Source organism: Pelagibius litoralis (genome assembly GCF_011683915.1).
In the GTDB taxonomy this organism is placed as follows: Bacteria; Pseudomonadota; Alphaproteobacteria; order Kiloniellales; family Kiloniellaceae; genus Pelagibius; species Pelagibius litoralis.
On record NZ_JAAQPH010000011.1, the window covers coordinates 92,108 to 107,440 of the forward strand.

Annotated in this window: 13 protein-coding genes; 12 read left to right on the forward strand and 1 reads right to left on the reverse strand. The window is 64.2% G+C overall.

Annotated elements, in window-relative coordinates; all coding sequences use genetic code 11:
* Positions 1-28: 28 nt before the first annotated feature.
* The 12 genes from HBA54_RS15100 (at position 29) to HBA54_RS15155 (ending at position 13,115) form a co-directional block, all read left to right on the forward strand.
* On the forward strand, positions 29-1,279 hold the full coding sequence (locus tag HBA54_RS15100; RefSeq protein WP_167226035.1) for an ABC transporter substrate-binding protein: 1,251 nt from the start codon (positions 29-31) through the stop codon (positions 1,277-1,279).
* A gap of 65 nt (positions 1,280-1,344) precedes the next feature.
* Positions 1,345-2,217: a branched-chain amino acid ABC transporter permease gene (locus tag HBA54_RS15105; RefSeq protein ID WP_167226037.1), complete on the forward strand. Its 873-nt coding sequence runs from the start codon at positions 1,345-1,347 to the stop codon at positions 2,215-2,217.
* Positions 2,217-3,179, forward strand: coding sequence for a branched-chain amino acid ABC transporter permease (locus HBA54_RS15110; protein ID WP_167226039.1), 963 nt, complete (start codon positions 2,217-2,219; stop codon positions 3,177-3,179). Before HBA54_RS15105 ends, HBA54_RS15110 begins: the two co-directional genes overlap by 1 nt.
* A complete protein-coding gene (locus tag HBA54_RS15115; protein ID WP_205944678.1) occupies positions 3,179-3,925 on the forward strand; it encodes an ABC transporter ATP-binding protein in 747 nt (248 codons plus the stop codon). Before HBA54_RS15110 ends, HBA54_RS15115 begins: the two co-directional genes overlap by 1 nt.
* Positions 3,918-4,622, forward strand: coding sequence for an ABC transporter ATP-binding protein (locus HBA54_RS15120; RefSeq protein ID WP_167226043.1), 705 nt, complete (start codon positions 3,918-3,920; stop codon positions 4,620-4,622). The genes HBA54_RS15115 and HBA54_RS15120 overlap by 8 nt, the downstream gene beginning before the upstream one ends.
* Positions 4,619-5,926 carry an aconitase/3-isopropylmalate dehydratase large subunit family protein gene (locus HBA54_RS15125; RefSeq protein ID WP_167226045.1) on the forward strand — a complete coding sequence of 436 codons (1,308 nt, stop codon included), beginning with the start codon at positions 4,619-4,621 and terminating at the stop codon, positions 5,924-5,926. Before HBA54_RS15120 ends, HBA54_RS15125 begins: the two co-directional genes overlap by 4 nt.
* Positions 5,923-6,429, forward strand: coding sequence for a LeuD/DmdB family oxidoreductase small subunit (locus HBA54_RS15130; RefSeq protein ID WP_167226047.1), 507 nt, complete (start codon positions 5,923-5,925; stop codon positions 6,427-6,429). The genes HBA54_RS15125 and HBA54_RS15130 overlap by 4 nt, the downstream gene beginning before the upstream one ends.
* Positions 6,426-7,295, forward strand: coding sequence for an isocitrate lyase/PEP mutase family protein (locus HBA54_RS15135; RefSeq protein ID WP_167226049.1), 870 nt, complete (start codon positions 6,426-6,428; stop codon positions 7,293-7,295). Before HBA54_RS15130 ends, HBA54_RS15135 begins: the two co-directional genes overlap by 4 nt.
* Positions 7,295-9,031, forward strand: coding sequence for a hydantoinase B/oxoprolinase family protein (locus HBA54_RS15140; protein ID WP_205944679.1), 1,737 nt, complete (start codon positions 7,295-7,297; stop codon positions 9,029-9,031). Before HBA54_RS15135 ends, HBA54_RS15140 begins: the two co-directional genes overlap by 1 nt.
* Positions 9,028-11,082: a hydantoinase/oxoprolinase family protein gene (locus HBA54_RS15145; protein ID WP_167226051.1), complete on the forward strand. Its 2,055-nt coding sequence runs from the start codon at positions 9,028-9,030 to the stop codon at positions 11,080-11,082. Before HBA54_RS15140 ends, HBA54_RS15145 begins: the two co-directional genes overlap by 4 nt.
* A 2-nt stretch (positions 11,083-11,084) precedes the next feature.
* The gene (locus HBA54_RS15150) at positions 11,085-11,699 is read left to right on the forward strand and encodes a cysteine hydrolase family protein (protein ID WP_167226053.1); all 615 of its coding nucleotides are present in this window, start codon (positions 11,085-11,087) and stop codon (positions 11,697-11,699) included.
* Between the two features lie 30 nt (positions 11,700-11,729).
* Complete coding sequence (locus HBA54_RS15155) at positions 11,730-13,115, forward strand: FAD-dependent oxidoreductase (RefSeq protein WP_322096045.1); 1,386 nt, start codon at positions 11,730-11,732, stop codon at positions 13,113-13,115.
* An 18-nt stretch (positions 13,116-13,133) separates the two neighbouring features.
* Here the strand turns inward: HBA54_RS15155 and glgB are convergent, their stop codons facing one another.
* A complete protein-coding gene (glgB, locus tag HBA54_RS15160) occupies positions 13,134-15,323 on the reverse strand; it encodes a 1,4-alpha-glucan branching protein GlgB (RefSeq protein ID WP_240932706.1) in 2,190 nt (729 codons plus the stop codon).
* Positions 15,324-15,333: the final 10 nt, after the last annotated feature.

Genomic DNA, 15,333 nt, shown 5'->3' on the forward strand with positions numbered 1-15,333 from the left:
AAAACCTGAAGAACAGGGGGAATAGAAAATGACTAAGGCAAAGCACCCGCTAGGGCGGGGCGTATCGCGTCGCAGGATCATCAAAGGTACGGCCTCCGTTGCCGCTCTGACCGCCCTTGGCGGATTTCCCAACGTCTTGCGGGCCCAGGGCGCGACGGTCAAGGTCGGCGTCCTTCATCCGGTAACCGGCGCCATCGCTTTTGCCGGAACCCAGGCGCGCATCGGTGCGGAGATGGCGATTGAGGAGATCAACAAGGCCGGCGGCATCAAGTCGCTGGGCGGCGCGAAGCTGGAGCCGGTATTCGGCGACACCCAGGGCAAGCCCGAAGTCGCCGCCACGGAAGTGGACCGCATGGCGCGCGAGGAGATCGTCGCGCTGATCGGCTCTTTTGCCAGTTCCAATACTTTGGCGACCACCCAGGCCGCCGCGAAACACGGTATCCCCTGCATCGTCGACGTGGCGGTTTCCGACAAGATCGTCGGTCGCGGATTGGATAATGTCTTTCGCTTCAGCCCGGGCTTCGGCAAGTGTTCCGAGGATGCGCTGAACAACCTCGTCAACATCAACGCCTCAGCCGGCAACTTGGCGAAGACGGTCACCATCATCCACGAGGACTCGCTCTTCGGTTCGGGCTTGGCGGGGCTTTTGAACAAGCGCCTGCCGGACTTCGGTTTCGAAGTCATCGAGACCATTGCCCATGCAACGCCGACGCGCGACTTCAGCAATGTGGTGACCAAACTCAGGTCGACAAAACCCGATCTCATCGTTCCGGCCAACTACTACAACGAATATGTGCTGCTGGCGCGCACCATGCTGCAGCAGAGGATTCAGCCCAAGGCGATTTACTCCGTCCTCGGCGGCGCGGCGTCGAACTACCGCTTCGTCAAAGAACATCCCAAGGCGGCGCAGTACATCATGGATTGCAACCACTGGCCCGACCCGCGCAAGGACGGTACCCAGGCGCTGCGTCAGAAGGTTGAGGCCACCGGCAAGTTCTTTACCTACGAAGTGCCGATGAACTACGACTGCGTGCGTCTTTTTGCGGACGCTCTGGAACGCGCCGCCTCGGCCGAACGCGGCGCAGTGAAAGCGGCGCTGTCGTCGGCCAACTGGAAGGGCATGATCATGCCCTATGCGGCTGTCGAGTTCGACGAAAAGGGCCAGAACAAGCACGCGCGGCCGGTCAACACCCAGATCATTGGCGACGATATCGAGATCATCTTCCCCGATGAGCTGGCCTCGGCCAAGGTTGTCTATCCCATGCCGTCGCGCGGCTGACGGATGGAAAAGCCGGACCGGCTGCCGTTGCGGGGCGCCGGTCCGGCTGCTGTGGGAAAAACAACGTGCTAGACCCCATTCTGCTCTGGTCGGGCCTCGTCAACGGGCTGCTGCAAGGGGCGATCTACGCCCTTGTCGCCCTGGGGCTGACGTTGATCTATGGCGTGCTGCACATCATAAACTTTGCCCACGGCAGCCTGCTGATGCTGGCGATGTACGGGGTATTCCTGCTGTTCTCGCAGTTCGGTATCGATCCCTATGCCGCCTTGCCGATCATGGTGGTCGGCATGTTCGTGCTGGGCTATGGCCTGCAGCGCGGCCTGATCAGCCGGGCCAGTCACGGAAGGGACGAGAACATTCTTCTGGTCACCCTCGGTATCTCCATCGTGATCGAAAATCTCGCCCTCTTCTTCTTCCAGGGCGACACCCGGACGATCGATGTGCCTTACGCCTTCGACTCGCTTGAGGTCTTCGGGGTCTTTATCGCCATTCCCCGTTTGATTGCTTTTGCTGCGGCCCTGCTCATTGCCGGGCTGCTGTGGCTGATGATCCAGCGCAGCGACGTCGGCCGGGCGATCCGCGCCGTGGCAAAGGAAAAGCAGGGTGCGCGGCTTGTCGGCATCAACGTGGAACACATCTACGCCGTCAGCTATGGGGTCGGTATCGCCTGCCTGGGGGCCGCGGCCTGCCTGCTGATGCCGACCTATCTGGTCTACCCGACGGTCGGCCATGCCTTCGTTCTGATCGCTTTCACGGTTGTGGTGCTCGGCGGCATGGGCAGCTTCCCCGGGGCCTTGCTGGGCGGCTTGCTGATCGGCCTCTGTGAAAGTTTCGGCGGCCTGTTTCTGGGCGAGAGCTTCGGGCAGATCGGCATCTTTCTGGTCTTTATCGTCGTTCTGCTGTTCCGGCCCAGCGGCCTGTTGGGGAGCAGGGTCTAGTGCGCACCCTCGCGGCGATAGCAGTTTTCGGTTTCGCGATGGCGGTGCTGCCGGCCTTCGGGCCCACCGATTTCATGTTGTCGTTTCTGACGCTGATGCTGCTCTTCGCCTATCTCGGCCAGGGTTGGAACATCCTCGGCGGCTATGGCGGCCAGTTCTCCTTCGGCAACACCGTGTTCTTCGGCGCCGGGCTTTATGTGACGGTGATTACCCAGGTGCAGTTCGGGCTCGGGCCCTGGGCGGGCTTGGCCGCGGCCTTGCTGGCCGGGGCTGCCGTCGCCTTTGCCATCGGCTGGCTCAGTTTCCGCTACGGTCTGCGGGGGTCCTACTTCGCCCTGATCACCCTGGCCTTCGCCGAGGTCTTCCGCATCGTCGCTAACTCCATTGCCATCACCGGGGCCGGGGCGGGCCTGCAGGTGCCGCTCGATCCTTCTCCCGCGAACCTGCAGTTCGTCGGGCGCGAGGGATTCTACTGGATCATTCTGGCGCTGACCGTCGGCTCGCTGCTGCTCGCCTGGCAGCTGGAGCGCTCGCGCTTCGGGGTCTATCTCATCGCCATCCGCGACGACGAAGACGCCGCCCGCGCCCTTGGCGTCGATATCTTTCGGACGAAGCTTCGGGCGATTGTTCTGGTCGGGGCCATGACCGCGCTTGGCGGGGCTTTCTACGGCCAGATGTTCCTCTACGTCGACCCGCATATCGCCTTCGGGGTCTCGGTCTCGGTCGAGGTGTTGCTGGTCTCCATCGTCGGGGGTATGGGGACCGTGTTCGGCCCCTTGCTGGGGGCCGCCGCCCTTCATACCCTCAGTGAAGTGGCGCGTGAGACCATGGGTGATACGCCGGGCCTCAACCTGGCCCTCTACGGGGCCTTGCTGGTGGTAATGGTGATGTTCCTGCCCAAGGGCCTTTTCGGCCTTGCCAGCTTTTCGGCCCGGCGCCTGCTCAAGGGGTGGCGTTCGTGATGCTCGAACTAAGATCCCTGTCCAAGAGTTTCGGAGGGCTGCTGGCGACCGCGGATGTCAGTCTCGCCGTGCCGGAAGGGCGTATCGTTTCGCTGATCGGCCCGAATGGCGCGGGAAAGACGACGCTCTTTGCCATAGCCTCCGGCTTTCTGACGCCGGATTCCGGCTCCATCCACTTCCTGGGGCAGGACGTCACCGGCCTGCCGCCCCATGAAATATGCCGTCTGGGCCTCGTGCGGACCTTTCAGGTGGTGAAGCCCTTTGCCGAGCAGAGCGTGCGCGAAAACATACTGGTCGGCGCTCATCTGCGCCGGGCTGGGCACCGCGATGCGGCCGAGAAGGCCGATGAGGTGGCGGAACTGGTCGGGATGACCGGGCGGATGGACGATCTTGCGGGCAGCCTGACGATTGCCGGGCGTAAACGCCTTGAGTTGGCCAAGGCGCTGGCCACCGAACCCAAACTGTTGTTGCTGGATGAAGTTATGGCAGGGCTCAATCCCACTGAGATCGAGGAGATCATCCCCGTCATCCATCGGCTGCGCGACAGCGGCCTGACCATCATGCTGATCGAACATGTGATGCAGGCGGTCATGAAGCTGTCGGAATACACCTGGGTGCTCAATCAGGGGCGTCTCATCGCTGAAGGATCCCCACAACAGATCGCCCGCGATCCGGCGGTGATCGAAGCCTATCTCGGCCACGGCCTGGCGGCGCGCATTGAGGCGGAGAATCGTGCAAATGCTTGAGATATCGTCGCTAAGAGCCGGCTACGGTGCCCTGGAGGTGCTGCGGGGTATCGACCTCAGCATCTCGGCCGGAGAGATCGTTGCCGTTCTGGGTTCGAACGGTGCCGGCAAGACCACGCTGAATGCGAACATCAGCGGACTCTACCGGCTGTTCGGCGGGTCAATCCGTTTCGAGGGTGAAGAGATCTCCAAACACACGCCCGAGCGGATCGTCGCTGCCGGCGTCATCCATGTGCCTGAGGGCCGGCGGGTCTTTCCCAACCTGACGGTGCGCGAAAACCTGGAGCTTGGCGCCTATCGCCGCGCGCGGGCGAGGCGCAGCGCGAACCTGGACCGGGTCGTGGCGACTTTCCCCCGTCTCTCGGAACGTTTCGACCAGAAAGCCGGCACCCTGTCGGGCGGCGAGCAGCAGATGCTCGCCATCGGCCGCGGGCTGATGGCGGAGCCGCGCCTGCTCATTCTCGATGAGCCGTCGCTCGGCCTGTCGCCGCTGTTGGTGGAGGAAATGTTCGAACTGATCCGCCGGCTGAACGATGACGGACTGTCCGTCCTTCTGGTCGAGCAGAACGTGGTGCAATCGCTGGAGATCGCCGACCGCGCTTATGTACTTGAAAACGGAGCGATTGCCATGCAGGGCGCCGCAGAAGCATTGATCGAAGATGAAGGGCTCCGGCGTTCTTACCTGGGGTTGGCATGATGGCGCAGACTCCGGATCGGACTGTAAACCAGACGCTGGCGCAGAAAATCATAGCCCGGGCGGCGGGGCGGACGGCGGTTCAGCCGGGCGAAGTCGTCACCGCCAAGGTCGATCTCGCGATGATTCATGATTCCGGCGGGCCGCGCCGTGTCGAGCCGATCCTGAAGGAGTTGGGGGTCGGGCTCTTCGATGCCGACAAGGTGGTGCTGATCGCCGATCACTTCGTGCCCGGCGATACGCAGGAGGGCTCGGACATCCTCGACTTCACCCGCGCCTGGGCGCAGCAACGCGAGGTCACGTTCTACGACGGTGAAGGCATCTGTCATGTGGTGCTGCCCGAGCGCGGCCATCTGCGGCCCGGGATGTTCGTCGTCGGCGGCGACAGCCATTCGCCGACCGGTGGTGCCTTCGGGACCTATATGTTCGGTATCGGCGCCACCGAGATGGCGGGTGTTCTGGCGACCGGCGAAATCTGGCTGAAGGTGCCGGGCACGATCCTGATCGACTGGCAGAACCGTCTGAGCCGGGGCGTGACCGCCAAGGACATCATGTTGGCGCTCTGCGGCAAACTCGGCATGGATGGCGGCCAGTACCAGGCCGTCGAGTACACGGGCACGGCGATTGCCGCGCTTTCCATGCAGGACCGCATGACGCTTTCCAACATGGCGGCGGAGCTTGGCGCGCAGGCCGGGCTTATCGCGCCTGATGAGACCACGTCGGCCTATTTGAACAGCGTTGGCGGCGACCCGGGCGACTGGCGGGATTGGAGGACCGATGGCGGTGCGGAGCTGCTTGCCCATTATCAATTCGATGCCGCGGCCCTGGAGCCACAGGCGGCTGCGCCGCACTCCCCCGCCAACGCGGCGCCGGTAAGCGCAATCCCGGAGACACCAATCGATGTCGCTTATATTGGCGCCTGCACCGGCGCGAAATACGACGACCTCAAGGGCGCTGCGGAGATCCTGCGCGGCCGCGTATTGGCGTCGGGTGTCGAGCTTCTGGTGGCGCCGGCGTCGAAACGCGATCAGGACCGCGCCGCCGAGGAGGGCATTATGCGGGTGTTCGAGAATGCCGGCGCGCGCATCCTCAGCAACGCCTGCGGCATCTGCGCGGGCTATGGTGCGGATCGCCTGGGCGCCGATGTGACCTGCATCTCCTCGACCGCACGTAACTTCAAAGGGCGCATGGGCGCGGCCTCGTCGAAGGTCTGGCTGGGCTCGCCACTTACCGTTGCGGCCTCCGCCGTTGCCGGGCAGATTGCCGATCCACGCCATTTTCTGACGATCGAAATGAGCGCGATATGAGCGGGCGCGTTTTTCTCTTCGGCGATGATGTCGACACCGACCAACTGGCGCCCGGCGCTTTCATGAGCGGCGGGATCGCCAGCCTGGCAGCGCACTGCCTGGAAGATCTGCGGCCGGACTTCGCAAGTACCGTCAAGGCCGGCGACCTTGTCGTCGCGGGCAAAAACTTCGGGATAGGGTCTTCGCGCGAACAGGCGGCCGAGGCGCTCAGGCATCTCGGCGTTGCCGGTGTCGTTGCGCGATCTTTTGCGGGCATCTTTTATCGCAACGCCATCAACCTCGGGCTCCCGGTCATGGTCGCCGAGGACCTGGGTGACCTTGCCGATGGTGACGCGGCAGAGCTTGACATGGAAGCGGCCGTACTTCGGTTGACCGGAAAGGAAACGGTGGTGCGCCTTGAGCCTTTGCCGGAGAACCTGAAGCGGCTGCTGGCCGATGGCGGGCTGGTGGCGCACCTGAAGGAACGCTTTGCCGAGAAACGCCTGGAGGAATCCGGTCCATGAGCCTGAAAAAAAGATTGGCGGACGATCGCATCCTGCTTGCGCCGGGTGTCTATGATGCGCTGACGGCGCTGTTGGCGGAACAGGCAGGTGCGGAGGCGGTCTATCTGTCCGGCGCCTCGATTGCCTACACGCGATTTGGGCGGCCCGATATCGGCTTGGTCTCGATGAGCGAGGTCGCCGATACCATTGCCGTGCTGCGCGACCGCGTCGCTGTGCCCATCGTGGTCGATGCCGACAATGGCTTCGGCAATGCACTGAACGTTCAGCGCACCGTGCGCCTGTTCGAGCGGATGGGGGCCGCTGCGCTGCAGCTTGAAGACCAGACCATGCCGAAGCGCTGCGGCCATCTGGACGGCAAGTCGCTGATTACCCAAGCTGAAATGGCGGGCAAGATCCGGGCCGCCTGTGATGCGCGCGCCTCGCAGGAAACCTTGATTATCGGCCGCAGCGACGCGGTCGCCGTTGAAGGGTTTGAGGCGGCGCTTGAGCGTGGTGAAGCCTATCTGGAGGCCGGCGCCGACATGCTTTTCATCGAGGCACCGCAGTCGATGGCGGAGATCGAAGCTGTTGTGAAGCGCTTCGCGGGCCGTGCGCCGCTGATGGCGAACATGGTGGAGGGCGGCAAGACGCCGGCCGTCGATGCGGCCGGATTGGAGCGGCTCGGTTTCAGTTTCGTCATCTTCCCCGGTGGTGTCGTGCGCGCCCTTGCGGCGACGGCGCAGGACTATTACGGGAATCTGGTTGCCAGCGGTTCGAACGCGGCTTTTCGCGACCGCATGTTCGATTTGGGCGGTCTCAACGAAATCATCGGCACAAGCGAACTGCTTGCCAGGGGCAAGCGTTACGATGATGGGGGGGCGGCCTGATGGCCATCGATCCGATCACCCTCGCGATCCTGAAGGGGCGCCTGGAGCAGATCGCCGATGAGATGGACGCGACGCTGTTCCGTTCGGCCTTCAACCCGATCATTGCAGAAGCCCATGACGCCTCCCACGGAATCTACGATGCGGTATCAGGCGACACCCTGGTGCAGGGCAAGTCGGGGCTGCCGGTTTTCGTCGGCGTCATGGCCTTCGCCGTGAAAGCGGTAATCGACAAGGCTGCACAACAGGGCGGTCCCCGGGAAGGCGATGTCTGGATCTTCAACGACCCCTATGACGGCGGCACTCATCTTTCCGACTTCCGCCTGGTAAAACCGATCTTTCGTAAGGGAGAACTCTTCTGCTACCTCGCCTCCGTCGGTCATTGGCATGATGTCGGCGGCAACGTGCCGGGCAACTATAATCCGGTGGCCACCGAATGTTTTCAGGAAGGCATGCTGATCCCGCCGGTGAAGCTGTTCGACCGCGGGGCGTTTCGCCAGGATATCGTTGATATTCTCTCTGCGAATTCGCGCCAGCCGGGCTCGCTCTACGGCGATCTCAATGGCCAGCTCAATGCGCTGGAACTGGGCGAGAAGCGGATGGCGGCCCTGCTCGACGACTATGGCGAGGCTGTGGTCGCCGACTGCCTTGTGGAACTGAAGCGGCGGGCGGCGCAGATGATGCGGGCGCAGATCGCCGGGCTGCCTTCCGCTACCGTCTCGGCTGAGGACTTTCTGGACAACGATGGCATTGTCGATGAGCCGTTGAAGATCGCCCTCGACCTCACCATCGAAGGCGAGCGGATGGTGATGGACTTCACACGTTCCTCGCCGGCCTGTGCCGGACCGGTGAACATCTCACGCGCCACCACCGTTGCCGCCTGCTACGTTGCGCTGAAACACATCTTCGGCGACGTGCCGGCCAACGCCGGGGTGCTGGAACCGGTAGAGTTCCGCATCGATGAAGACTCGCTTCTCGCGGTGAAGGCACCCAAGCCCGTCGGCGGCTATACGGAGACTATCCTTCGGTTGATTGACGTTGTTTTCCAGGCGGTTGCACAGATTGCGCCTGAAGCGGCGATGGCCTGCGCCTATGGCACCATCAACGCGCTGTCCCTGGCGGGACACCGCGCCGACGGCCGGCGCTGGGTGATGTTCTCCTTCTTTGGCGGCGGGCATGGCGCACACAGCGCGGGTGATGGGCTCAATCACGGCAATGCGCCGATTTCCACGGCGACGATTCCGCCGCTTGAGATCCTGGAGGCGGCCTATCCGGTGCGCTTTACCCAGTGGGCCTTGCGGCCGGATTCCGGCGGTCCGGGTGAACACCGCGGCGGCCTTGGCGCGGTCTATGAGATCGAACTGCTCGAGGAACAGGCCGACGTCTTCCTGTTCGGCGAGCGCGGCAAGGTGGCGCCGCGCGGTATTCTGGGTGGGCATTCGGCTGCCGCGAACCGTTTCACCTACGAGCAGAGCGACGGACTGCACGAACCGCCGATGCTGTCGAAGATGGTCGACATCCACATTGAACGGGGACAGAAGCTGCGCCTGGAAACGCCGGGCGGTGGCGGCTACGGCGAACCCTTTGCCCGTCCCGTCGAAAGCGTCGACCGGGATCATCGGCTTGGCTATGTGAGCCGGGAACAGGCCAGGGCGGCGTTCGGGGTTGTGATCGGGCCCGACGGCAGCATCGATTATGCGGCGACCAGCGAGCTGCGCGCGCGGGAGGCTGCGCAATGATCAAGCCGGGCTATGTGATTGGCGTCGATGTCGGTGGTACTTTCACCGATGTCTTCATCCTCGACGAGGTCAGCGGCAGAGTATCCACCGCCAAGGTGCCCTCCACGCGGGGCGATCAATCCAAAGGGTTTGTCGAAGGCATAGCCAGCAGGATCGGCGACTTTGCCGAGATCGGCACCGTGGTGCACGGCACGACCGTTGGCACCAACGCATTGCTGGAGCGCAAGGGTGCGCGCACCGGCATCATCACGACCGAGGGTTTTCGCGATGTCCTGGAGATGCGCCGCCGCGACCGGCCGACAACCTGGGGGCTGAAGGGCAGCTTCACGCCGGTGGTCGCGCGTACCGATAGGGTGGAGGTGGGTGAAAGAGTGCTGGCCGACGGCTCCGTGTTGCGGGTGGTGGCAGAGGACGAGGTGCGCGCCCAGGCCAGCGCGCTTGCCGAGCGCGGCTGCGAGGCGGTCTGCGTCTTTTTCATCAATGGTTACGCCAACAACGACAACGAGATGCGGGCGGTAGCGGCGGTGCGTTCGGTCTGGCCGAACGCCTATGTGACGGCGGCGACAGAGATCCTGCCTGAGATCCGCGAGTTCGAGCGGCTGTCGACGGCAACCCTGAACGCCTATCTGCAACCTGTCGTCTCTTCCTATCTTGACCGCCTGGAAACCGGGCTCCGCGGCAAGGGATTTCACGGCGACATTCTGATCGTCCAGTCGAACGGCGGCGTCATGTCGGTCGATACCGCCAAGCGCTATCCGGTGCGCACGGCGCTTTCCGGTCCTGCCGCCGGGGTCATTGCCGCCACCGCCATCGCCAAGGCGGCGGGCTTCGACAACATCATCACCTGCGACATGGGGGGAACGTCGTTCGATGTGTCCCTGGTGGCTGAGGGCGAGGCGGCTTTGGCGGCCCAGACCGCCATCGACTTCGGCATGGTCGTCCGCACGCCGATGATCGAGATCACTACCATCGGCGCGGGCGGCGGCTCCATCGCCTCGGTCGATCCCAGCGGCTTGCTCCAGGTCGGGCCTGAGTCTGCGGGCTCCGACCCCGGCCCGGTGTGCTACGGGCTCGGCAGCGAGCGCCCCACGGTCACCGACGCCAACCTGGTGTTGGGCCGCATCAACCCCGACCGGCCGATCGGCGGCAAGCTGGCAAAGCTCGATATTGCCGCGGCCCGGCGGGCAATCGAACGGCACATCGCGAATCCGCTCGGGCTGGAGATCGAGGAAGCGGCGGAGGCGGTGCTGAGGCTCGCCAACGCAAAGATGGCCGGTGCGATCCGTCTCGTCTCCATCGAGAAGGGACACGATCCCGCGAAGTTTGCCGCCATGCCGTTTGGCGGTGGCGGCGCGCTTCATACCGGTGCGCTGATCAAGGAGGTCGGCTTGGGATCGGCCCTTGTGCCGCGCTTCCCGGGCGTCACCTCGGCGCTGGGCTGCGTGGTCGCGGACATGCGCCACGACCGGGTACAGACCGTCAACCGCCCTCTTGATCAGATCGACGCGGAGGCGCTGGGCCGGGAGATGATCCAGGTTGCCGAGGAAACCGAGGCCTTGCTTACCGGCGCCGGCGTGACCTTCAGCGGCATCGACCGGGTCTACGAATTCGACATGCTCTACCTCGGTCAGACCCACACCGTCGGCGTCGCCATCGTGATGCCTGAGACGGGCCTGACGCGCGAAGCGATCGGCGGTGCTTTCGAGGTTGCTTATCGTGCGGCCTATGGGCGCTTGCTGGAGAACATACCGATGCGGGTGATGAACTATCGCATCGCGGTGATCGGCCGGCGGGCCGAGCTCGATATGGCGGTCTTCGCGCCGCAGGGCGGCAAGTCGGCCGAGGCCTGCCGCAGCGGAACCCGGCAGATCTATGCCGAGGGGCGGCAACACGAAGCCGCTGTCTATGAACGCCTGGAACTGGCGGTTGGCGCGGTTCTGCCGGGGCCGGCGCTTCTCGAGCAGCCGGATGCCACGATCTTCGTCGATCCGGGTCTGCAGGCCGAAGTCGATGCTTTCGGCAATCTTGTCATCACGGCTGTGGAGAGCTGATCTTGAATCCCGGCATTGTCGACCCTGCCAAGACCGCTCTGTTGATCGTCGATCTGCAGAACGACTTTCTGCACCCTGAAGGCGCTTACGCCCGCGGCGGCCAGAAAAGCGTTGACATCGCCGCTCTGCCGGGCCGGGTCCTGCCGCTTGCCAGGGCGCTGCGCGACAAGGGTGGCTGGATCGTTTCGGCACAGTTCACGCTGGTGCCCGGCAAGGGGGGCGAACCCTTCATCTCGCCGCACCTGAAAGACCTTCGCCCGTTCCTGGGAAAAGGCGACTTCTCACCCGGAAGCTGGGGCCACAGCCTGGTCGACGAACTGCAGCCGGCGGATCTCGTCGTGGAGAAGGTGGCCTATTCGGCCTTCTACATGACGCGGATGGAATGGGTTTTGAAAAAGGCGGACATCGAGACGCTTCTGGTCTGCGGTATCGTGACCAACGGCGGTGTCGCCTCGACGGTCCGCGATGCCCATCTGCGCGATTTCCGGACAACCGTGTTGTCGGACGGCTGTGCCGCCTTCTCCCTGGAAGTTCACGAGCGGGCGGTCGGCGATCTTTCCACGGTCGCCGGGGTGACGACCTGTGCCGCCGCGACAAGCCTGATCGCCGGTCTGTAAAGCATGGCGTCCGGCGAGGTTTCCCGAGAAGTGCCCGCCGATATCGGCACGACGGCGGATGTCGTGGTTATCGGGGCGGGGGCCTGCGGGCTGGTCGCCGCCCTGCGTGCCAAGGCCGCCGGTGCAGAGGTGATCGTGCTGGAGCGCGATGCTTCGCCCTCTGGCTCCACCGCCATGTCGTCCGGTTTCGTGCCGGCGCCGGCGACGCGGTTCCAGCTTGCGCGGGGTATCGACGACGATACCCCGCAACGCCTTGCGGCCGATATCATGGCGAAATCGCAAGGCAAATCTGAGTCGCATCTCGTCAAGCTTGCCAGCGAGACGATAGGTCCGGCGCTTGAGTGGTTGGCGGACAGATTCGGTATCGACTGGATCGTGCTCGACGATTTTCTCTATCCCGGCCATTCTCGTCACCGCATGCATGCCGTACCGGAGAAGACGGGGGAAGCCCTGCTTGCCCGCTTTCTTGCGGCATCACAGGCTGCGGAGATTCCTGTCGTCACCGATGCCTGCGTGATCCGCCTTTTCGAAGGCAAGGGACGGCGTATCGATGCCGTTGAAGTCGAGCGTCCCGACGGCGCGCGGGAGGTCATCGGTTGCGGGGCGCTGGTGCTGGCCTGCAACGGTTATGGTGGCAATCCGGATCTCGTGCGCCGCTACATTCCTGAGATCGCCGGGGGGCCGTACTTCGGCCATGCCGGCAATCAAGGCGACGCCGTGCTTTGGGGTGAGGCGCTGGGCGCCCGTTTGGAGCATCTGTCGGGGTATCAGGGGCATGGCTCGCTCGCCCACCCTCAGGGCATCCTCATCTCCTGGGCGCTGATGATGGAGGGCGGCATCCAGGTCAACACCGAAGGGCGGCGCTTTTCCAATGAGAACGGTGGCTATTCGGAACAAGCGGTGGAGATCCTGGCCCAGCCCGGCGGTGTTGCCTGGAACCTCTATGACCGGCGTATCCACGACTTTGCGCTGTCCTTTCCGGACTACCGGCAAGCGGTGCAGGCCGGGGCGATCCGCGAAACCGCCGATGTTGCCGGCCTTGCAAAGGTGACGGGCCTGCCGGAGAGGGCCCTGGCTGAAACGCTGAGCGAGGCCGCCGAGCTGCAGGCGGGCCGGGCTGTAGACCGTTTTGGCCGCGACTTTACGGTCAAGCCGGCTCTGGCGCCGCCTTTTCACGCCGTGAAGGTAACCGGCGCGCTGTTCCATACCCAGGGGGGATTGATGATCGACGAAGGCGCCCGCGTCGTCGATCAGGCGGGGCTGGCCTTTCCGAACCTCTTTGCCGGTGGCGGGGCCGCTTGCGGCGTGTCCGGGCCATCGGTCTCCGGATACCTGTCTGGCAACGGCCTGCTGACGGCCATCGCCTTCGGGTTCATCGCCGGGGCCTCTGCGGGTGTCACTGCCAGTGAGCGTTAACGGCAGCCTGGTGGTGGATTAGCGTTTCAGCTCAAAGATCAGGGTCGAGAGGGCGGGCAGGATGATCTCGATGGAGTCCGCCCTGCCGTTACAGACCACGGCCTTGCTTTCGACGCCGCCCAGGTTGCCGCGGCCCCGGCCGCCATAGGTGGTGGCGTCGCTGTTGATGCGCTCGACCCAGCGGCCGGCGGCGGGTACGCCCAGGCGCCAGCTGCTGCGCTCTACCGGCGTGAAGTTGCAGACCACCACCACCGGCGCCGTGTCACCCGGGCCGTGTCGGGTCCAGGCGAAGATCGATTCCTCGGCGGCGTCGGCCTCGATCCATTCAAAGCCCGCGCTCTCGCAGTCCAGCGCATGCAGTGCCGGGGTTGCGCGGTAGAGCGCATTGAGGTCGCGGATCAGCGCCTGCATACCGGCATGAAGCGGGTCCGACAGCAGGTGCCAGTCTAGAGATTGGTCATGATTCCACTCGTTGGTCTGGGCGAAGTCCTGGCCCATGAACAGCAGCTTCTTGCCGGGATGGCCCCACATGAAACCGTAGTAGGCACGCAGGTTGGCGAAGCGCACGTCGCCGTCGCCGGGCATCTTTGTCAGCAGCGATCCCTTGCCGTGAACCACCTCGTCGTGGCTGAGCGGCAGCACGAAGTTCTCCGAGAAGGCGTAGTGCAGGCCGAAGGTCATCTGCTGATGATGGTGGCGGCGGTGGATCGGATCGCGCTTCATGTAGTCCAGTGTGTCGTTCATCCAGCCCATGTTCCACTTGTAGCCGAAGCCCAGGCCACCGGCGCTGGTCGGCTGGGAAACACCAGGGAAGGAGGTCGATTCCTCGGCCAGGGTCATGACCCCCGGGCATTCGCCGTAGACGACCTCGTTCATACGCTTCAGGAAGGCAATGGCCTCCAGGTTCTCCCGGCCACCTTCGGCATTGGGTATCCACTCGCCTTCCTGGCGGGAGTAGTCGCGGTAGAGCATGGAGGCGACGGCATCGACGCGCAGACCGTCCAGATGGTGTTCCTTCAGCCAATAGAGCGCGTTGGCGACCAGATAGTTCTGAACCTCGCGCCGGCCGTAGTTGTAGATCAGGGTGTTCCAGTCCTGATGAAAACCCTCGCGTGGGTCGGCGTATTCGTAGAGGGCGGTACCGTCGAAGCGGCCGAGGCCGTGGGTATCGGTCGGGAAGTGCCCGGGCACCCAGTCCAGGATCAGGCCCAGATCAGCGCTGTGGCAGGCCTCGACGAAGTCGCGGAACTCGTTGAGCGTACCGTGGCGGATCGTCGGGGCATAGAGGCCGATGGGCTGGTAGCCCCAGGAGCCGTCGAAGGGATACTCGGTGATCGGCAGCATTTCGATGTGGGTGAAACCCATGTTCCGGACATAGGGCACCAGATCGGCAGCCAGTTCGTGGTAGCTGAGCGGGCGTCCGCCATCACCGGCCCGCTTCCAGGAGCCGAGGTGAACCTCGTAGATGGATATCGGCTGGTCGCGCCGGCTGGCGGCCTCGCGCCTGTTCATCCAATCGCTATCGTCCCAGCGCCGCTTTCCCAGGTTGCGCACCACCGAGGCGGTGGCCGGCGGATGCTCCGACCCGAAGCCGAGGGGGTCGGCCTTCTGCGGCAGGAGAGCACCGCTGCTGTCCTTGACCTCGTATTTGTAGGACGCACCCTCGTGCAGATCCGGCAGAAAAATCTCCCAGACGCCGGTGGCGCCGCGTTTGCGCAGGGGATGGCGCCGCCCATCCCAGTGATTGAAGTCGCCGATGACCGAGACCCGCTTTGCCGAGGGTGCCCAGACGGCGAAGTGCACGCCGGACACGCCCTCGTGCACCATCGGATGGGCCCCCAGCACCTGCCAGAGGTTCAGGTGGGAGCCTTCGCTGAGGAAATGCTCGTCCATCTCGCCGATCACCGGGCCGAAGCGGAAGGGGTCTTCCTCCTCCCATTCGCTGTCTTGCGCCGTAAAGCGCAGCCGGTAGGCACCGGGATCGCTTTTCAGCTCAGCGGCGAAGAGGCCCTCATCACCCTGCGGTGCCAGGGCCACTGGCTTACGGCGTTTCTGTTCCGGCAGGAGCATCGCCGTCGCCGCGCCCGGCCGGAAGACACGCAGCACCCTGCGCCTTTCGGCCAGCGGATGCAGGCCGAGATAGGCAAAGGGATCGCCATGATCGCCGTTGGCGAGGGCGGCATCCTGGGCGGGATCGGTGAGCGGCATGGCCATGGGT

Coding starts and splice junctions, on each gene's coding strand:
- HBA54_RS15100 (WP_167226035.1), top strand. CDS start 29: ATGACTAAGGCAAAGCACCCGCTAGGGCGGGGCGTATCGCGTCGCAGG.
- HBA54_RS15115 (WP_205944678.1), top strand. CDS start 3,179: ATGCTCGAACTAAGATCCCTGTCCAAGAGTTTCGGAGGGCTGCTGGCG.
- HBA54_RS15120 (WP_167226043.1), top strand. CDS start 3,918: ATGCTTGAGATATCGTCGCTAAGAGCCGGCTACGGTGCCCTGGAGGTG.
- HBA54_RS15125 (WP_167226045.1), top strand. CDS start 4,619: ATGATGGCGCAGACTCCGGATCGGACTGTAAACCAGACGCTGGCGCAG.
- HBA54_RS15130 (WP_167226047.1), top strand. CDS start 5,923: ATGAGCGGGCGCGTTTTTCTCTTCGGCGATGATGTCGACACCGACCAA.
- HBA54_RS15135 (WP_167226049.1), top strand. CDS start 6,426: ATGAGCCTGAAAAAAAGATTGGCGGACGATCGCATCCTGCTTGCGCCG.
- HBA54_RS15140 (WP_205944679.1), top strand. CDS start 7,295: ATGGCCATCGATCCGATCACCCTCGCGATCCTGAAGGGGCGCCTGGAG.
- HBA54_RS15145 (WP_167226051.1), top strand. CDS start 9,028: ATGATCAAGCCGGGCTATGTGATTGGCGTCGATGTCGGTGGTACTTTC.
- glgB (WP_240932706.1), bottom strand. CDS start 15,323: ATGCCGCTCACCGATCCCGCCCAGGATGCCGCCCTCGCCAACGGCGAT.